General features: G+C 35.3%; 16 protein-coding genes and 1 pseudogene. 4 read left to right on the top strand and 13 right to left on the bottom strand.

Features of this window, described 5'->3' with window-relative positions; translation table 11 throughout:
• Nucleotides 1-201: pseudogene (locus ACKI30_RS05990) on the top strand (hypothetical protein); the annotation flags it as partial.
• Between the two features lie 93 nt (nucleotides 202-294).
• Here ACKI30_RS05990 and ACKI30_RS05995 read toward each other — a convergent pair.
• The 4 genes from ACKI30_RS05995 to ACKI30_RS06010 form a co-directional block, all read right to left on the bottom strand.
• The gene (locus ACKI30_RS05995; protein ID WP_407410754.1) at nucleotides 295-672 is read right to left on the bottom strand and encodes a hypothetical protein; all 378 of its coding nucleotides are present in this window, start codon (nucleotides 670-672) and stop codon (nucleotides 295-297) included.
• The gene (locus tag ACKI30_RS06000; protein ID WP_407410756.1) at nucleotides 659-1,165 is read right to left on the bottom strand and encodes a Panacea domain-containing protein; all 507 of its coding nucleotides are present in this window, start codon (nucleotides 1,163-1,165) and stop codon (nucleotides 659-661) included. The genes ACKI30_RS05995 and ACKI30_RS06000 overlap by 14 nt, the downstream gene beginning before the upstream one ends.
• 232 nt (nucleotides 1,166-1,397) lie before the next feature.
• Nucleotides 1,398-3,545, bottom strand: coding sequence for a hypothetical protein (locus ACKI30_RS06005; protein ID WP_407410758.1), 2,148 nt, complete (start codon nucleotides 3,543-3,545; stop codon nucleotides 1,398-1,400).
• A 1,152-nt stretch (nucleotides 3,546-4,697) separates the two neighbouring features.
• Nucleotides 4,698-4,871, bottom strand: coding sequence for a hypothetical protein (locus ACKI30_RS06010; RefSeq protein ID WP_330009988.1), 174 nt, complete (start codon nucleotides 4,869-4,871; stop codon nucleotides 4,698-4,700).
• Between the two features lie 381 nt (nucleotides 4,872-5,252).
• Here ACKI30_RS06010 and ACKI30_RS06015 point away from each other — a divergent pair, with 381 nt between their 5' ends.
• Nucleotides 5,253-5,411: a hypothetical protein gene (locus ACKI30_RS06015; protein WP_407410760.1), complete on the top strand. Its 159-nt coding sequence runs from the start codon at nucleotides 5,253-5,255 to the stop codon at nucleotides 5,409-5,411.
• A gap of 144 nt (nucleotides 5,412-5,555) precedes the next feature.
• Nucleotides 5,556-6,296, top strand: a complete 741-nt coding sequence (locus tag ACKI30_RS06020; RefSeq protein ID WP_407410762.1) for a hypothetical protein — start codon at nucleotides 5,556-5,558, stop codon at nucleotides 6,294-6,296.
• 25 nt (nucleotides 6,297-6,321) lie between these two features.
• Here ACKI30_RS06020 and ACKI30_RS06025 read toward each other — a convergent pair whose 3' ends face one another.
• The 8 genes from ACKI30_RS06025 to ACKI30_RS06060 form a co-directional block, all read right to left on the bottom strand.
• On the bottom strand, nucleotides 6,322-9,261 hold the full coding sequence (locus ACKI30_RS06025) for a DEAD/DEAH box helicase (RefSeq protein ID WP_407410764.1): 2,940 nt from the start codon (nucleotides 9,259-9,261) through the stop codon (nucleotides 6,322-6,324).
• A 1-nt stretch (nucleotide 9,262) separates the two neighbouring features.
• On the bottom strand, nucleotides 9,263-9,655 hold the full coding sequence (locus tag ACKI30_RS06030) for a (deoxy)nucleoside triphosphate pyrophosphohydrolase (RefSeq protein ID WP_407410766.1): 393 nt from the start codon (nucleotides 9,653-9,655) through the stop codon (nucleotides 9,263-9,265).
• A 108-nt stretch (nucleotides 9,656-9,763) separates the two neighbouring features.
• Nucleotides 9,764-10,561, bottom strand: a complete 798-nt coding sequence (locus ACKI30_RS06035) for a hypothetical protein (protein ID WP_407410768.1) — start codon at nucleotides 10,559-10,561, stop codon at nucleotides 9,764-9,766.
• Between the two features lie 65 nt (nucleotides 10,562-10,626).
• Nucleotides 10,627-11,028, bottom strand: coding sequence for a hypothetical protein (locus tag ACKI30_RS06040; protein ID WP_407410770.1), 402 nt, complete (start codon nucleotides 11,026-11,028; stop codon nucleotides 10,627-10,629).
• 14 nt (nucleotides 11,029-11,042) lie between these two features.
• Nucleotides 11,043-12,911 carry a DUF2357 domain-containing protein gene (locus tag ACKI30_RS06045; protein WP_407410772.1) on the bottom strand — a complete coding sequence of 623 codons (1,869 nt, stop codon included), beginning with the start codon at nucleotides 12,909-12,911 and terminating at the stop codon, nucleotides 11,043-11,045.
• 8 nt (nucleotides 12,912-12,919) lie between these two features.
• Entirely contained in the window at nucleotides 12,920-14,647 is a 1,728-nt protein-coding gene (locus ACKI30_RS06050) for a hypothetical protein (protein ID WP_407410774.1), read from the bottom strand.
• A 235-nt stretch (nucleotides 14,648-14,882) separates the two neighbouring features.
• Entirely contained in the window at nucleotides 14,883-15,689 is an 807-nt protein-coding gene (locus tag ACKI30_RS06055) for an ion channel (RefSeq protein WP_407410776.1), read from the bottom strand.
• 60 nt (nucleotides 15,690-15,749) lie between these two features.
• On the bottom strand, nucleotides 15,750-16,961 hold the full coding sequence (locus ACKI30_RS06060; protein WP_407410778.1) for an MFS transporter: 1,212 nt from the start codon (nucleotides 16,959-16,961) through the stop codon (nucleotides 15,750-15,752).
• 112 nt (nucleotides 16,962-17,073) lie between these two features.
• Between ACKI30_RS06060 and ACKI30_RS06065 the strand changes: the two genes are divergently transcribed.
• Nucleotides 17,074-17,478, top strand: coding sequence for a helix-turn-helix domain-containing protein (locus ACKI30_RS06065; protein WP_295161859.1), 405 nt, complete (start codon nucleotides 17,074-17,076; stop codon nucleotides 17,476-17,478).
• A 19-nt stretch (nucleotides 17,479-17,497) separates the two neighbouring features.
• On the opposite strand, the gene dmpI is transcribed toward ACKI30_RS06065, so the two are convergent.
• Nucleotides 17,498-17,683: a 4-oxalocrotonate tautomerase DmpI gene (gene dmpI / locus ACKI30_RS06070; protein WP_407410781.1), complete on the bottom strand. Its 186-nt coding sequence runs from the start codon at nucleotides 17,681-17,683 to the stop codon at nucleotides 17,498-17,500.
• Nucleotides 17,684-17,979: the final 296 nt, after the last annotated feature.

Raw genomic sequence — 17,979 nt, forward strand, 5'->3', positions numbered from 1 at the left:
TTACAGAAGTTGTGGTATTCTTGCATTATTAAGATAAAGATTAAAAACCAGACCTTGGTGATTAACGGTAACAGCAAGACAATTGACGCTAACAAAAGTGCCATAATTTTTGATATTGAAGATTCAAATGTCACCATAAACAATCTTATTTTTAAAAATACCAACGATTCAGCATTATTTATTAAAAATTCGGCTTTGTAGAAATCCTATTTGATTTTTGCAAAGCCAAATTAAAAAAAAAGAACAGAAGTTTAAAAACTTCTGAAAATATCAATTTAGTCTTAAGAAAAAAATTCATTTAAATAGATTATTGATTCTCTCTTTATCTTCAACATCCTTCTTTTGTTTAAAATAGAATTCAACAAAATATATGGATTTTTCTTTAGGATTCCAAATAAATGTAATTCTAAATCCCGAATTTGACCCTTTATTCATTTTTTCGCAGTAAAATGATTTAACAACAAATGCAGGTAAAAATACCGATTTATCCAATCCAGAAATTTGAAAAATCTGTTTATTGTCAACAGGAACAGTAAATTCATTATCTTGAATTCTAATTTTTAGTGCAATTTCAAATCTTTTGAAATCTTTATCAATTGAAGGGCACTTTGATTTGAATTTTCTTTTTTCCTTAAGAAATTTCTTATCATAACCAACTTCAATTTGACTCATCGTATACTCTTTTCACATATTGAGGATCTCGGTAAAATACAAATCCATAATCGATTATTTCACCATCTTCAGTTGCCCTCCAAGGCATGTCCCCATGAGAGTATTCACTTATTTGTGAAGCGTTCATACCACTTAACTCTGAAATAACTTCATCAATTACTGAAACTTCTTCCAAGGTCAAATCGGATGATGGTTCTTTTAAAGAAATGTAATTGTACATTACTCTTCCTAATGGTAATTTTTTAGTTTTTACTTCAATTTTTTCTTCATTTTCTAATTCAGTTATTGCAATATCAAAATGAATTGGTGCTGGACCACGCGGTAATTTTCTATAGGATTCATTTGTTAATGATTTCTCATACAATTCAAAAAAGTTAAAGTCTGAAAAATACAATAATTTGAAGATTACTGTTTTTCCCACATTACTTTTCAATCCACATTCGGATATTATATAATGCAATACATTTTTGAATTTTTTCTTATTAAAATTCATAACATATCTCCATTGTGGTTTTTTAAAAAATAGTCCCAATTAACAACAATTAAATCAAAATAAACCAATTTTAATAGCCTATTAAGAAAATTAAAATTCATAGTTAATTAGAACATCTAATATAGAATATGAAATTACTTTTATATAAAATTAGCGATTCATATAGCTTAAAATTGCTTTAACTTCGTAAAATTGCCTTGAAAAAATAGTAAAATAGGAAAATTGAATTTCCCTATCTTTTAACAGTAACTGATTTTTTGACTGTGTCCTTGCTGTAGGTTGCAGAGTAGGTCACCTTTTTTCCGACCTTGAGTGAGGAAGTCTTGAAGGTTGCCTTTGCAATACCTTTTGAGTTTGTCTTGACCTTCAGTGTTTTGCCGTTGAACTTGAATTTAATGACCTTGTTTTTAAGTTTTTTGGCAAGTTTGGCAGTGAGCACTACCTTTTTGGCTGACTTTTTGACTTTAACTGAACTTAGGGCAAGTGAAGGAACCTTGAAGGTCTTTGTTGATTTTGCAGTCTTGAAGGTTGCAGTTATTGTGTGTTTTCCAGGGTTCAGCTTGATTGTTGCATATCCGTTCTTGTCAGTCTTTACCTTTTTGGTCTTCTTGTCGATCTTGAAGGTGACATATGTGTTTTTGGCAACCTTGCCGTTGATGGCGACTTTAACCTTGACGCCTGAGGTTGTAACTTTCATGTTTTTAAGTGCGATTTTAGATGCCAGAATGTCAACGCCGCTGTATACGGTAACTTTCTGTCCGTCAGCACCTACATATGTTGCCTGAACGTCATCATACAAGCCTTTCTTGAAGTTTTTAAGGGAAAGTGCAGCCTTACCGTTTTTAACGTCAACTGTATAGTTCTTTCCGTTTACGTCGAATATGACCTTGCCTTTTGCTGTGCTTACCATCCTGACAACTATTGACTTGTCATCACCGCAGTACATCTCGCCCGGGGTTATGATGGTCGGATATACCCTCAATGTATCCTCAACATCACTGACATTATAGTCTGAACCTGTGTATCTTGCAGACATGTTGTATCTGCCGGGAGATAATGTGTTGATGTCTACTGATGCAGCACCACCGGAGAGCTTAGCGGACTTGTATAGCTTGCCGTTGATATACACTTCAAGGTTTCCTTTTGCTGATGGCGGAAGGGTCAGATAAACAGTGCTTCCCTCATCGAAAATCACAGGATACATGATTGAATATTTCACGGTGAAGTTTCTGGATTCGGTGTATGGATAGTACTTGTCGTCACCAGAGTAGCCAAACTCAAGGGTGTGGTTTCCCTCATCAAGTCCTGATGCGTCAATCTCAATCCAACCGGAATCATCAATTGTAAAATAGGTTATTTTAACCCCGTCAATTCTAAGGTCAACTAGGTTCTTCTTATAGTCTGCCGGAACTGTAATTATAATGCTGTTGTCCTCGCCGTATATGAATGAGTAAAACTCCCATATGTCAACGTCATATGTCACGTTCACAATTGCGCTTTTGTTTCTTGTGAAGTCTCCTGCAGCGTATGTGACATCTATTTTGTGCTCGCCGCAGGTTATGTTTTCAAACATTGAATGTAAAAATTCACCGTACTTGTCGAGTTTTTCACTGTAAACAGCTTTTCCGTCAACATAGACTGTTACTGTTCCGTCACGGTGCTCAATGGTTTTTGCATATATGCAGTCATCGTGGTCAAGAAGCATGTTGACCGGGATGTCAATCTTCATGTCAACGACAGTGAAGTTGAATGACTTTGTGAACTTCCTGTAGTAGGAGTCTCCCGAATAGATTATGGTGACATTGTGAGCGCCGAGCGCAAGTGTGTTGAAGTGTGTCGCATTTACGAAATTGAATTGATGGGAGGTCATGTTGAATGCAAACTCGCCGTCAATGTATACCTTTAACTCACCATCCGCTGACTCGGGCATGTAGAGTGTGACATATCCTTCAGGGTCATCCTTTAGAATCTCTGCCGGAAATGACTGAATGACATAGTCCGGAGCGGATTTCATAACGTTCAGGGTGTGATTTGAGTTTACTATTGTATTGTTGAATAGGATGTTGATGTAGTATGTAGTGTGGTCTGTAATCCTGTTTGGAACGATTGTCGGAATAGCCTTTTGAGGAATTGTTATCGGAATGCTTACTGATGATGAGACGTTTTCGTTGTAAAATTCAACATCGTTTATTGTTGCTTTAAGGTTTCCTGAGACGTTTTCAGGGATTGAAACATAAACGGATCCCAAATCATCCTTATATACCGTATCGTTGAAGGATACCTTGATGTCATCTGCAGCCGTAGCGTTGTCAGATGCTGATATCGGAGCGATAAGGCATATTGCCAATATAAATATAAAAATTAACATTATCCTTTTCATCTTAACACCACTTTATATATAACATATATTTGTCGAAAGTAGTATATTAACATTGAAAAAATATCGGATTTGAAAATGCCTTAAACCGCATAGTGAGAGGTGTATTTCAAGTGTAACTGCCTGAATTGACCATACAACCTAAATCAATCTTAAAAATCAAATTTAAAGTAGAATACTCTTGAATTTGTAAAATCTAACTGTTAATGAGGTGAAATGTGAAACATGTGAAAAATTCCGACTTACTGGCAGGATGTCCCCATACAGTAACAGGCGGGATTTCCTTGGACAGGAGATTTTGATTTGAATAATTGCTGTTATTTGAAAATATTGGCGTTCGAAGTGAATATTTTTAAAAAAGTATTTATTTATGAGCTGAAATTTAAAAGGAAGATTTATATTAAATTGTGATTTTTCACTGAAATTGGCCATTTTTCGAATAAAATTCAGTTACTGGAGTAAGAAATGTCCGACATTTCAGACATAATTTTTACATTGTGACGGCAGGCGGGATCCCTGTGAAATTTCATGACAAAACAGCTGCGGGAAATTTTTGAAAAAATCACATCAAAAATTGAAATATCACTCACGATGCCATTCATGGTGACGGCAATGACAACACACTCAAGATTTCACAAAACCCAATGGAAAATATTTTAAACTTATATTAACGACTAAAATTCCATTTTCAATAATGAAAAATTTTTCGAGAAACTCATTAAACGTTGCCCTTTCGACCGGTGCAATGGCCTGGCGACATTAACATTGACGTTTTGAAAATTGAAACTTCAATTTTTAAAATGAATGATATATATCCCTGCGTTAATGAAAGTGTAAAAATCACCCTACATCACGTTAATGTCACGGCTGTGCGATTAATAATAACATTACATGCAAAAGTATGATTTAAAAGGAGCCCTCTTCAATTAAATTATAGGTGAGAGTTTCCACTCTAATTACCCGATACAAATGTGAAACAGGTTCATGTAAAGTTCACATTACCCTGTCGGGCCACCACCTGAAATGAAATAATAAAAAATAAATGCTGATTTTTACAGCCATAACTGAGTTGAAAAAAATAGATTATGGCACTCTCATCGATTTTCTGTCAAAAAAATCATTTCGAGTAACCGTGAAAAATTGCCCATATATGAATTATTCTTCAAGTTCTTGTCTTAGATGTGCTATGAGCGCATCGACCTTTTCGATTTGGAGTGCAAATTCCTCCTCTCTTGGAGAGCCCTTAACCTTTTCGAATTTTGCCACGAGGGATTCCTTCAACTTTTCAGCCTGTTCGATTCTTGAATTTATATTGTCTGCATCTGCCATCAAATCACCTGTGGATAATTATATGTTTTCCGCCTATTTAAAAATATGGAAATTCGGTTTTGGGAAATACAGCCCGAGAGATCCAAATTCAGCTTATCAAAACCCTCATGATTCATGCTTAAAAGTCTTGAAAAGATTTTAAATTTTTTAAAAAATAAAAATAATCATAATTAATGCTTTATTTTTAAAATAACAATGCAAGCAAGCACTTGCAGTCGAAAAACTTTATATATTGAGCAGTTTATACATTAATATGACTTTGAGAAAACGAAACCCGAAGTCATCATTAACCCTAAACCCTTTTTAGACATGCGGGAGTAGAAACTCCCACCCAACGCATGTTTTCAATACTGTAAAAACAAACGAATCGAAGGTGAAAAAATGAATATCAGAAAAACCGTCAGGGAGATTATGAATGTGATGGACAGACATGCAGAACCATACACACTCGAAAAAACCAACAAAAAAACCGGCAAGAAAGAAAAAGTTCACATAGTTCCTCTATACGGTACAAACACACAGTATCCTCCGTATATTTAAACTCTTATTTTTTAAATATTATTAAATTGGCAAACCTCACCGACAGCTATTTTTCTTAAAAACAGACTTATTTTCAAATGTAAAAAATACTATATAATTCCACTTACAGATATATTCACAACAAGTGAGAATATAGTGAGTAAGATGGAAAAAAATAAGATTATTATTATAGCATTGATTGCAGTGGTTGCAGTGCTTGCCGTCTGTGTCGGCTATGCGCTGATGAACCCGCATGTGGAATATGAGAAAATCAACATAAGCAACGGGACCACAATAGACGTTCCGAAGGCAAACGACGCTTCATGGACAAGTGATGCGAGCGGAATCAGGACATATACCTGCCAGTCCAAACATACCATAATGATGACATTCAACAGTCAGGAAGATTTGAACCTTGCAGGTGCAGTGGCGTTCGCCGGAGTTCGTGATGCACTTTTTAATGGAGCAAAAGACGTTGAAGTCTACAAAAATTATCAAATCAAAGAGAATAGCGTCAACGGAACACACTACTACATTGCCTACATCAGCAGCAATGAAACCCACGACAACATCGTCATCGGCAGTGAAAAGCTTGATATCCTAAAACATATGCTTGACAGCCTTATTCTTGGACCTCCAGGTGAAGGCGTCTTGAATGCGACAGTTGAGCAGACCCAAACCTCAAATCCGACTCCTGTCAACAAGACCAATGACAACAACAAAAACAAGTATTCCGAAGAGGACCTGATGCTGGCTGCTCAGGAAGGGTATTATACAGGTTATTCAGACGGATATGATGATTCATATTATTATGATGATTATGATGACTACAGTTATGAAGATTCCAGTTCATCCGGATCCTCATCCTCGGATGGAAGCGTAGAAACTGTGGTTGATTTAGAATAATCTAATGGGTTGAAAAACCCATTTTCTAATCATTTACAAAATAAGAATATATTTCTTCCTTAACTTCTTTTTCTATTTTAAAGCGGAAATTAACAATCGGCTGCTCCTTGTCATTGATTGTCCTGTAAACCTGCCTGTAGCTTAAAGGAGTCAGTTTACCGATATAATAAAATTCAATACCTTCATCATTGCTTTTCTGGATAAACAGTTGAGTGTCAACGCCGTTGTAATTAACCAAAGGTTCAAGTTCAGGTGATGAGACTTTTCTGTTGTTTCTACTCATCCAGTTGAATTCCGTTTTTGAGATGAAGTGATCTTCGTAGTTGATTGTCTCTGAGATGTCCTCCGCCTTGTTGTAGGTTACAAAAATCGGACAGGTATTGTATTTTATCTTGTATCCTCCGATGTTTTGACCGTTCATGAAGCGCTCCCAGTTCATTATCCTCAGGACGTCCTCACGGGAGTATTTTTCATAAAGCTTGAAGTCATCATCAGAAGAATAGACATTAACATACTTGAAAAATCCGTATTTTAAAGCGTCATTCAGGTGATTTACAAATACCTGGCTTGATATGGCCTGTCTGAATGAATCGGAGATTTCAAACCTGTAATCCCTGTTGTTTTTCAAATCCCTGAAAGCATCGCCGTTGAATTTGAAAAACAGGTTTTTGGGATTCGCAACAAGCTTTTCAATGGTATTTGCCTGATAGCCCTCACCATTTTCCTTAAGATAAAAGTTGAGGCTTAAAAAGTTGATGGCACCCCTGATGGAATCGAACTGATTTTCCAGATTGAAATTGTCCTTCAGGCATTTCACGATTTGCTCAACTGTAAAATACTTGTTGTATTTAAGACATTCTAAAATAATCAGCTCATGAGGCCTGATTCCCTTTAAAAGTTTCTTGGATATGAACTTGAGATGATCGAGATTGTCAATGTGGGATTTATAGTCGTCATCGATTTCATCAAGGAAATTGTGATAGGTAGGGAAATCCTTGTGATTTAATATCAGTTCAGGATTGAACTCTGCATTGATTGCGAAGTCATATAATGAAGGAATCCTTCCCAACTTGTATTTTAAATTCATGTACTTTTCCTTAAACAGAGCTTTCTTGTTAAATCTGGCGTTATTGATTGAGTCATATATACGATTTCTTGAAATCTCATCGAAGTTTATTGAAGATGCACCAGGGATGATCTTGTTTCCCTCTATGAGATATTTCCTGATTTTGTCCTTGTCATATGACCTGTCGCCTGAAAGCGCAATAGGAATCATGAAGTTGTTCTTGTAGTTTCCGATGAAATCGAGAATTACAACGTACTCCTTGTTTTTGTATTTCCTCAAACCCCTTCCCAACTGCTGGATGAAAATGATTGGGGATTCTGTCGGTCTGACCAATAGAACCTGGTTGATTTCGGGAATGTCAACCCCCTCATTGAAGATGTCGACTGTGAAAATGAATTCAATCTTGTCCGGATTTTCGTCATTTGTCAGCCTGTCGATTGCATCAAGTCTCTTTTCCTGTGAATCGTCACCGGTCAGGACAACTGACTTGTAGCCCTTTTCATTGAACTTTTCACTTAAAAGCACGGCTTCCCTTTTTCTTGAGCAGAACACAAGCGCCTTTCTTCTGCTTCCTGAATAGCCGTAAAACTCTGACTTTTCTATTAGATAATCCACACGTTTATCAGATGCCAATAAGTTGAAATCTGTAAAATCATCATCGATTTCACCATTTTCAAACTCAACGTCAGCTATTCCGAAATAATGGAACGGACATAAAAGATCCTCTTCCAGTGCTTCCTGGAGCCTGATTTCATGGGCAATGTTATTGTCAAAAAGATCATATATGTTAAAGCCGTCAGTACGCTCAGGCGAAGCTGTCATTCCAAGCCAGAACTTTGGCTTGAAGTACTGGAAAATCTTTTGATAGCTCAATGCACCGGCCTTGTGAACCTCGTCAATGACGATATAGTCGAAATGGCCTTCATCGAAGCTTTTGTATACATCATCCTTTGACATTGTCTGGATTGTTGCGAAAATATAGTTCTTGTCAAAGTCCTTGGAGTTACCTGAAACGAGACCGAAGTTTTCATGGTCCTTGAAGACGTTTTTATATGCCTCGATTGACTGCTTTGCAATCTGTTCCCTGTGAACTAAGAATAAAAATCGTTTAGGCTTGAAATCCTTTACCGCAAAAGCTGAAGCGTATGTCTTACCTGTACCTGTGGCAGATACCAGAATTGCCCTGTTTTCATCATGTTTTATAAGTGTTCTCAGGTTTTCCAGAAATTCCTCCTGCATGATGTTTGGAGTCAGGTCTTTTATATGCTTTTCTTTCAGCTCTTCGGTGATTTGCCTTATGTGGGTGAAGCTCTTGTTGTCGTTGTAGATTTTCTCATATGCAGGAAGGACATCTTCCAGTTCGTCTGCCTGATTCCAGAGCCCGTTGAATTCATTCTTGATTGATGTTAGCATTTCACCCTCATCCAAAGAGGTGAACTCTACGTTCCATTCCTTGTTGACCGTAAGAGCATTCATTGTCAGGTTGGAGCTTCCGATGATTGCCTTTGATGTGTCGTTTTCCTTAAAGATATAACCTTTGGTGTGGAAACCCTCATTTTCCTGAGAGTACATCCTGACCTCAATGTTTTTAAAGCTTTGAAGCTTTCTTAAGGCCTTAGGCTCTGTAAAATACAGATAGTCAGTTGTGAGAATTTTTCCGTTAATATTGTTGGCTTCCAGTCTTTTAAACTCCTCTAGAAGATGCATCAGACCGCCCATGGTGATGAAAGCCGATGACATGATGAACTCGTCACAGTTTTTAAGCTCGTCAATTATTGAGTTAATGACCTTGCTGTCTGCGCTGTTGTAGACAAGTTTTGGTGTGAAATCTGAATTTGAAGCGTTGAATTGGTTGATAAAAGCAGTTTTAGCCCCGTTTAAGATTTCATCCTGGTTCATTTTAATCATCCATGGTTTCTTTTAGGTAGTTGACGGCTTCGATGTCTGCTGGAATCCAGTTGACTTCGTCTAATTGGTCTTTTGTAAGCCATTTGGCATCATTGTGTTCGAGAAGTTTTGGAGTGCCTTCTGTGATAACGGCCTCAAAGCAGCTCATCTTGAGATAAAAAGTAGGATACTGGTATTCTAGGTCCAGAGCGAATTTTATGGGTTTGATTGTGCAGTCAAGCTCCTCTTTGATTTCCCTTATAAGAGCTTCCTCTTTTGATTCGTTTGGCTCTATTTTTCCGCCAGGAAACTCCCACATGTTAATGAACTCGCCGTAACCTCTCTTTGTGGCGAGAATCTTGTTATCCTTTTTAATAATAGCTGCTACAACATTTAAAGTTTTCATAAGTTTTTCCTCTGGTTTAATATTTAGCAGCTTACGTTATATAGTTTAATAAAAATTAGATAAGTAATAAAAATTATGTAAAAAGAAAAAAATAAGTAATCAAATTGATTACTTTAATAAAGCACAATTAAGATATCTACTAGAATATCCTTTTTTCATTGCATCAAAATTTACAACAGGATAATAAACATGTGGCCCAGCAACATAATCATATTCTCCCTCATAATAAATAGTTGCATAAACTCTCATTTTAACTGTTTTGTATGTTTTTACAGTCTTTTTTAGTTTCACATAATTATATCCCAGATATTTTTTAGATTTCCCATTAGAAGATTGAAACCCAGTATCATATTTTTTCCAACCATGTTTATAATAATATTTCAAATTGGCAAGCTTAACTGCTTTATACGGATAATATGTTAAACCTTCATAGCGAACTTTCTTATGATATGTTTTAGTTTTAACCAAAACTTTTACCTTAATAACTTTATTAGTCTTTACTTTAAATTCAAAACCCCAATCAAGGAATTTTTGTTTCTTACCTGCACTTATAGCATTTTTAATTTTTTTATATTGACTATCTGAAACCTTAAATGTATATCCGCATTTTTTAAAAGTATGACCACTAGAGACACTTACAGAAGAGGCCAAAACCTCCTTAGAAGAATCAGAACTTAATGATAATGTTTCATTAGCATCACTTTCACTAACAGTCAAGTTATCAGCATCACCAGATTGACTTAAAGCAACATCATTTTCAGGAATACTCAGCGCATCTTGCTCATCATCGATAACTTTTAAAGTATCAGTAGAATTTGAGTTATCCGTAGCAAATACTGATCCTAAAGACAAGCATGCTACAAACAAAACAAATAAACATGACAAAATTAATTTACTTTTATTCATAATATTATATTTGTTTACTAACTTGTTAAATACTTAATGTTTCTTAATCAAATGTAAAAATATATTTAATCCATCCGACCCCAGTAATTTTCACCAGTATCTTCATCATACATCCGTTTATAGCTATGCCCATCATCATCAGTTTTTACAGGTTGGTCATGAGTATAAGCCCAGTTATCGCCATTTAAATTAGATTCGTCCCATCTCTGAACATATTCATCACTACCATATTCCGGCTCCGAATTACTGCTTGAAGGTTCACTATAACTTGAATAATCCTCATTATTTGAGGAATCACTAGACACCAACGTTGCATTAGCGGTTTCATTAGTTGAATTTGTTGTTATATTAGTGGTATTGTTAACCACCTTTTCAGTTGAATTACTTAAAAAAGCTAAATAACATACAACTCCTGCAAGGAGTATGCAAACAATTATTAATATTACTATTATTTTTCTTTGGTCCAAATTACCCCTCCAACTTAAGAATTAATACTTCTAAATTCATAATTAATTAAACCATGTCTAAGTAAAAGAGTTTTGATAACATCTTTAATGAAAACTTCCAAATTATCCTCTTCCACATCATCATTTCCAGGAGTTAACGAAAATGCACCAACAGATGGAATAATCAATTCGGATTCTTTAAATCGTTTGGTAATACTTCCAGGATATAAAACATAAGATCCTTCAGTTTTTAAAATTGAATCCTTGTAAGTGTGCATTTTGTAAATGTCTCCATATTTGAAAATATAATCTTTTTCTTCTTGAGAATCTCTTTTATCAATTTCTTCATCAAGGTCATTAATTGTTTTAATTTTTGAGTAAAAATTACCAATCTCCAGTTCTGAGCGATATTTAGCATCAAAATGAATATAGTGAGTTTCACCTTTTATCGAAACAAGCAATGTATAATCTGGCTTAAATGCAAGAGAATATGACTTATAATTAGAATCATCTGAAAATTTTAAATTATAAAATAGGTCAGCTTGAACTTTTTGATCCTTAATTGACAATATAAATCTTTTACGAGATTGAACACCTTTTTTAATTTTAATTGACCAATTATCCTCATTAATTTCAAAGACATCCTCAAAACTAATTTTATTAATGCTCAAATCATTTAAAACTTTTAAAAGCTTGAAATAACACCAATACTCATACAATTCTGATAATTTTTTCTCAAATCCTTTAAATTGATCATTGACTTCATCCCAACTTAAGCGGAATGAAAACTCAAGCATCAAAAAGTAATGGAATATTTCCCGGTAACCTTCTTTTTTCTGCAAAATCTGAGAATTGAATGGAACATAATCCATTGTTGAGATGTGGTTAAAGAACTTGTTTGATAAATAATATTCAATTTCATCCCTGAAATACAATAGCTTATCGTTAATGTATCCTTCCTTTGAATTAGCCAGCAATTTTTCAACAAGACTTTGAATCAGCTCTAAAAAGTATTTGAAAAACCGGTTTTCTGGAATGTCAATGATGTCCTCATGTTTTATTTGCTCAATTTCATAAGGTAAGTATCCATTTAATTTTTTTGAAATCATTAAATCAGAACCTGTTTTAAATAGCTTATTTGGTTTTGTGACAATATTTTTTAAGGTATTCTGATTAACATTTGAAGCAAAGGAAATTGGAACTGTTTCAACATGATTTTTAAGCTGTGAATGCAGGTTTTTAGATAAGTATTCAAATATTGATGGCAGATTATCCTGCCTGAAGAGATATTCCAAAAACATAAAGTCTTCATATAATGTTTCTTTTGACCGCAAATCCAGTTCAAATTCCTGATACAAAGGAGAATTAACCTCAAATATTAGACTTAATGCCTGCTGTGATAGATCAGCAATCATTGAGGAGTATTGATTGAAATAATCAATCTTTTTAGACCTAACTTCAATTGGAATCTTGATTGAATTAATGCCATCTTTTCTGACATCCAAAAATGATTTTCCAACATAGCTTCTGAAGTTTAGTGTTCCTGCAACTTTATTCTCACCCAAATCAAATCTGAATTCCTTAAAATGATTGTCATTCATTTTTGTTAGAGAATATAAAACATCGTATGTTGCATTAACATCACTGGATTCAAATAATATCTGATACTCTGTTTCCTCTAAAAACATTAGATTAGCGAAGTTGGATGTTGGATTTTGCCAATATTGAATAGGAGTCATGTTATCAGGTTCATCGACTAACGGAACATTGGATAATGTAACTGAGCTTGAAATATTGCAGTTTGATTCAAAATTAGATGAATAATTAATCGCAATGACCTTTAAAATTCCAAATTCATTTGAATTCTCATCAGTTAGTTGGATAATAACTTCTTGTTCAATCATTTAAATCTCTAATTAATAAATGAAACATATCTTTGATCAGATAATACTTTGGACATGTTTTGAAGTTTAACCGCAGAAGTATAATATCTGCAATCCTCTTTGATAATGTTAAAGTTTTTAGGATTTTCATTATTGTTTCTCTCAACCAGACAGATATTAAATAAATTGGTTAAGACATTGCCAATAGCTTTTTCAGATCCATGAAGCTTTGGAAGGATTTTCTGTTTTATTTGAGCATCAAAATATCTCTCCCAGTTATTCCATTCGCTTGGAGAGTTTTCATATCTCCATGCAACGACCATGAACCTTAAAATTTCATTGATTACCCTGAAACCAAAATCAAATCCGGACCCTTTAAGAGTTTCTTGAAATGCTGTAAGCTCCATTGCTAAAGTATCCCATAAACTATCTCCATTACAGGAAATTTCGCTGAAGATTTCTTTTAAATCTTCAATATTTAATTTAGATATATCTGAATCGATTAGTGGAGATTGCAAATATTCAATATTTCCATTAAAATCAGTAGCATTTGGGTCAGAGACCATGTAATCCCATGCGGCTAAAATATCAAATTCAATAGTGTTAGCTCTGTCTAGAACTTTTGGTGAAAACATATAAGTTGTTTCATCAACATTGACAGTACCTATTATAAAAAGATTTTCGGGAAGTTTTAGGGTTTTATCCTCACCATACAATGGAATTTCCTCACCACTTTCAATTGCAGATAGGAAATCTGCAAAATACCTTTCAACATGTGAAAGATTCATTTCATCTAAAATTAAGAAATAAGGATTATTTGGATCTTCTTGAGCTTTTTTAATCAAATCAAATGCAGGTGTTGATTGATAATCTTCTGTTATTACATTGTAATACCCTATAATATTTGTGTTATCAGTCCAGTTAGCGCCAATTGGAATAATATTATATAATTCATTAGATTGCTCAACTAAATCATGCAAATCTTCAAATGAATTTCCTACATCAATCTCAATATCTACTTTTTCACCTGCTTTTTGTTTAAGGTGATTTTGGATTACTTCATCTTTTTCATAATAAAGTTTCCCAGTTACACGAATCTTAGCCCAATATTCTTTACCATTAACTATTATAGACCCTTCACGATAACTTTTTGGAAATACAGTATATTTATAAAAATCAGTTGTTAGATTCCATTCAGGTTTCTTTCCGTTGTTATCATAAGAACATGAATTTGATGTTTGTTGAATCGAAATTTTACCATTAATAGGAGTTGGTAAATTACTTTTAAAATCTTTAACAAAATTCGAATTAATCTTAAAATATGCTTCAGTCTGATTTTTTTCAAATAACTCCTTAAAATATTCATTTAATTCATCATCATCATATCTTAATTGAAATAATAAATAAATTGAACCTTTTGCAGGAAATCTATCAATAGTTAAGTCATAATTCCCTTCATAATATTCAAATGGAAATAAATCCTTAATAGACTCCCTGCCAATAGTTGCCCAACGACTCTCATTTAAAACAGAGTTTGTCAAATTTATCTTAATTGTGGGGTGACACATGTTTTCCAAATAAAATTGGGCAAACAGTTGTGACAATTTTGTTTTTCCAGTACCTGAATTTCCGGTTAATATTTCAAAAGGTTTAACTTTTAAAGATAAAAGATAATTCTCTATTAAATCTTTATCAAAATAATATCCTTTAGAAATTAAATAATTATAGAATGATCCACTTTCTGATTTATTTGACATTATAAAACCTACCATGACAATTTTACTAAATGACTATCAATTTTACAAACTGAAGGCAATTTAACATAATCAATACAATTTATATATAAAATCCTATTAAAAAATGTCGATCGTGAAAATAGATTTTTTAAATAACAATTTAAAAGTTAATAAAAAAATAGTATACCCAACTTACAATTCATCCACAACTTACAGAAGTTGTGGTATTCTTGCATTATTAAGATAAAATGAAAAGCTATTTCTTTTCAATGAGCTCCTTCAGCTCGTCAATCTGCTTTTGAAGGTTGCGGTTTTCACGCCTTACCTCCTCAAGCTCGCTTAAAATAGTCTTTGAGTTATCATCAACGCTTTTTCTGACCTCCTCGATATCGTCGCCGTCGCCCTCCATCATGTGGTCTGTGAGATACGATGAGATGGATGCAGTGATTGTTGAAAAAATCACTATCCCTATGAGAATCAGTATCATTGTGAGAATCTTCTCGTTGTATGTCTGAGGGGTGATGTCCCCGTATCCGACGGTGGTCAGTGTTACAACAACGAAATAGAAATAGTCAAACGGATTGTAGCTGGTTCCGAATATGAAAAACAAAGCAGTGAATGTCAGTATGATTATTCCTATCGCAATGATGATTTTGTGAAATTCAGTCTTTTCAAAAAACTCGCCGAAGGAGCCCATTCGAACAAAGCTTATAACCCTTATCATTCTCAAAAGCCTCAGGTATCCGAAAACGGACCCCGGATAGTTGACCGGCACGAACAGATATATTATGAAATCCAGAGGCAGTGATGCCACAAGAAGCAGTATGTTGTCCTTGTCGAGTATGAATCGCTTCTTTGACGGAGCTTTAATTAAACCGTAGAAGTATTCGAAAAGAAGGATTATGCAGACGAAAAAGTCAAAGATTTCAATGACGTACAGGGTATTTTCCGAAATGTCAAGGATGAGTGAGATTGTTATCAAAAGAAAGTCGAATATTATGAGATACGGCAGAATCCTGTTGTACCACACTCCGATTTTCTCCTCATTACCTAATAACCTCATCTTAGCTAACCCCCATCGAATGCATACATCAAATATATTACATTTTGTAAGCGATGGGTATTAAGCATTTTTATTCAAGGCATCATCGGTCTTTTTAAACGGCCCTCTTGAAATCGTCCAGACAGCGAGTGCCGCAACACATGCTGCGCCTGCCGCCGTCATGACATATGCCCATCCGCCAAGTGACCAGAGAAGTGATGCAAGGGCGCTTCCGACAGCACCGAACATGAAGTTGCTTACAACGAATACCGTGTTTAGCCTGCTTCTCTCTTCCTGGGAGAGATTAAAGAGCCTTGTCTGTGTAAGCACGCTTATGCCCTGAACCGCAACTGAAACAACCGCAGCAACAATCACGATTGCAACTATTGAATAGCTGAAGAGATACCCGCAAATCATTGTGACAAGGCCCAGCAAAATGAAAGCACCGAGTGCAGGCACGCTCAGACCCATGTCCTGGAGCTTTCCGATGCCGATGCCGAAGACTGCAGCCGCAAGTCCCGCAAGGCTTACAAGACCTATCTGGAAGGTGTCATAGTTGTAGGGAGCGCCTGACAGTAAAAATGTCAGTGCAGTCCAGAAGATGTTGAAGACCAGACCGAATATCAGGCCGGAGTGAAGAAGAATCAATGGCAGTGTCCTGTGCCTTTTGAATGTTGTGAAAACGCTTAAAAGTAACCCCTTATATGATTCAAGTTTGTTTTTGGCAGGAATTTCAGGAAGCACATATATCATGACCAGAACCATTATCAGATTTAAAACGGCCGCAATGACGTAAACTGATCTCCATCCCCAAAATCCTGCAATGATTCCGCTTGCAAACCTTGAGAACAGGATTCCTGTTGTTATTCCTGAAGACACGATTCCGACAATGTGTCCACGCTCTTCCTCACGGCTCAAATCCCCTGCAAGAGGCAGTATCACCTGGCCGGAAATTGTCACAACCCCCATGGAGAAAAGTGAGAGCGCCAGTATGGTGAATGAAGGGGCCAGAGCACATGATGCCAAAGCGATTATGGAAATGCCCATCACAATAGCTATCATCCGTTTGCGGCGGACAAAATCGCCCAAAGGCAAAATGAAAAAGATTCCCATTGCATACCCGATCTGGGTTGCCGTAACCAGAAGTCCTCCGTTTGCCGCAGAAAGTCCGAAACCTTCCATGATGCGGACAAGCAGGGGCTGTGCCCAGTAGAGGTTGCCTATTGCAAGGCCGGAACATATTGCAAAGAGTATCGCCAAAAACTTAGTCATCACTACATTATCATCTCTCATGCCATCACCAAATGTCTAATCAGATATTTCAAAAGACGAGTATTTAAGTGTAAAGTGGCATCCGTGACACTGAATGAAAACTTAATTATCCGAAAGTCACATAATTATTACTATGAGTCTGAATCCCAAAAAACTTGCATATTATGAAAAGAAATATGAGAGAAACCCCCTTGAGGACACGCTAAAGTTCATGAGCAACAAGTGGACGCTGCACGTTTTAAGGGACCTGTTTTTAGGAAAAAGTCATTTCAATGAGTTTAAAACCAACCGGCCGTCACTGGACAACAAGGCGCTTTCAAGATGCCTCAGGACAATGCAGGAAAACGGGCTGATTTACAAGACTGACGATTCTGCAAACACACAGTACTTCCTCACCGAAAAGGGGAGATCTCTAAATAAAGTGTTTTATGAACTGTTATTGTTCGCACTCGACACTGACGTTGACAACGAACACTACAACGAATATGAAAAAAAGGAATTGAAGGAAATGTATCTGGAGATTCTGGAATTGAAATAGATTTTAAAAAAAAATCTATCTATTCCTGGTTGCTTAAAAGGACTCCGCCGACACCGACATTGTCTGCTTTCCTTTCATTGAATAGAACGTAAATCATTTCTATCGGAAGGCCTGTGACCCTTGAAGCGGATTCGCTGAATTCTTTTGCTAAAGTTTCTTTTTGCTCTTTTGTCAATTCTACTATATCAAAACTAATTACTGGCATTTTTTATCACCAGTTGGAAATCTAATTTTTTTTAAATAAATAGTTAATGTGGCAAAAATGCCACCGCAAGCTGAAAATTAAAAATGATTCAATTTTTAAAACTGACATAATATTCAGATGTCGCAAAATTTTTTACCCGCATCAACATGTAATATGAATTTGTCACGCATATGGTTCAAGCTTTTCTCTGAAAACTATAAAAAACAGCATTTTTAACCTTTTGTAACTTTATTCAGACAACATAACATTAAATATACGCACGAATATATAATATATTATTTATATCGCAATCGTAT

The organism is Methanobrevibacter sp. (genome assembly GCF_045539575.1).
In the GTDB taxonomy this organism is placed as follows: domain Archaea; phylum Methanobacteriota; class Methanobacteria; order Methanobacteriales; family Methanobacteriaceae; genus Methanocatella.

What these genes read in the sequence shown, in the direction of transcription:
- ACKI30_RS05995 (WP_407410754.1), bottom strand. Translation starts at nt 672, where the DNA reads ATGAGTCAAATTGAAGTTGGTTATGATAAGAAATTTCTTAAGGAAAAA.
- ACKI30_RS06000 (WP_407410756.1), bottom strand. Translation starts at nt 1,165, where the DNA reads ATGAATTTTAATAAGAAAAAATTCAAAAATGTATTGCATTATATAATA.
- ACKI30_RS06005 (WP_407410758.1), bottom strand. Translation starts at nt 3,545, where the DNA reads ATGAAAAGGATAATGTTAATTTTTATATTTATATTGGCAATATGCCTT.
- ACKI30_RS06010 (WP_330009988.1), bottom strand. Translation starts at nt 4,871, where the DNA reads ATGGCAGATGCAGACAATATAAATTCAAGAATCGAACAGGCTGAAAAG.
- ACKI30_RS06015 (WP_407410760.1), top strand. Translation starts at nt 5,253, where the DNA reads ATGAATATCAGAAAAACCGTCAGGGAGATTATGAATGTGATGGACAGA.
- ACKI30_RS06020 (WP_407410762.1), top strand. Translation starts at nt 5,556, where the DNA reads ATGGAAAAAAATAAGATTATTATTATAGCATTGATTGCAGTGGTTGCA.
- ACKI30_RS06025 (WP_407410764.1), bottom strand. Translation starts at nt 9,261, where the DNA reads ATGAACCAGGATGAAATCTTAAACGGGGCTAAAACTGCTTTTATCAAC.
- ACKI30_RS06030 (WP_407410766.1), bottom strand. Translation starts at nt 9,655, where the DNA reads ATGAAAACTTTAAATGTTGTAGCAGCTATTATTAAAAAGGATAACAAG.
- ACKI30_RS06035 (WP_407410768.1), bottom strand. Translation starts at nt 10,561, where the DNA reads ATGAATAAAAGTAAATTAATTTTGTCATGTTTATTTGTTTTGTTTGTA.
- ACKI30_RS06045 (WP_407410772.1), bottom strand. Translation starts at nt 12,911, where the DNA reads ATGATTGAACAAGAAGTTATTATCCAACTAACTGATGAGAATTCAAAT.
- ACKI30_RS06050 (WP_407410774.1), bottom strand. Translation starts at nt 14,647, where the DNA reads ATGTCAAATAAATCAGAAAGTGGATCATTCTATAATTATTTAATTTCT.
- ACKI30_RS06055 (WP_407410776.1), bottom strand. Translation starts at nt 15,689, where the DNA reads ATGAGGTTATTAGGTAATGAGGAGAAAATCGGAGTGTGGTACAACAGG.
- ACKI30_RS06060 (WP_407410778.1), bottom strand. Translation starts at nt 16,961, where the DNA reads ATGAGAGATGATAATGTAGTGATGACTAAGTTTTTGGCGATACTCTTT.
- ACKI30_RS06065 (WP_295161859.1), top strand. Translation starts at nt 17,074, where the DNA reads ATGAGTCTGAATCCCAAAAAACTTGCATATTATGAAAAGAAATATGAG.
- dmpI (WP_407410781.1), bottom strand. Translation starts at nt 17,683, where the DNA reads ATGCCAGTAATTAGTTTTGATATAGTAGAATTGACAAAAGAGCAAAAA.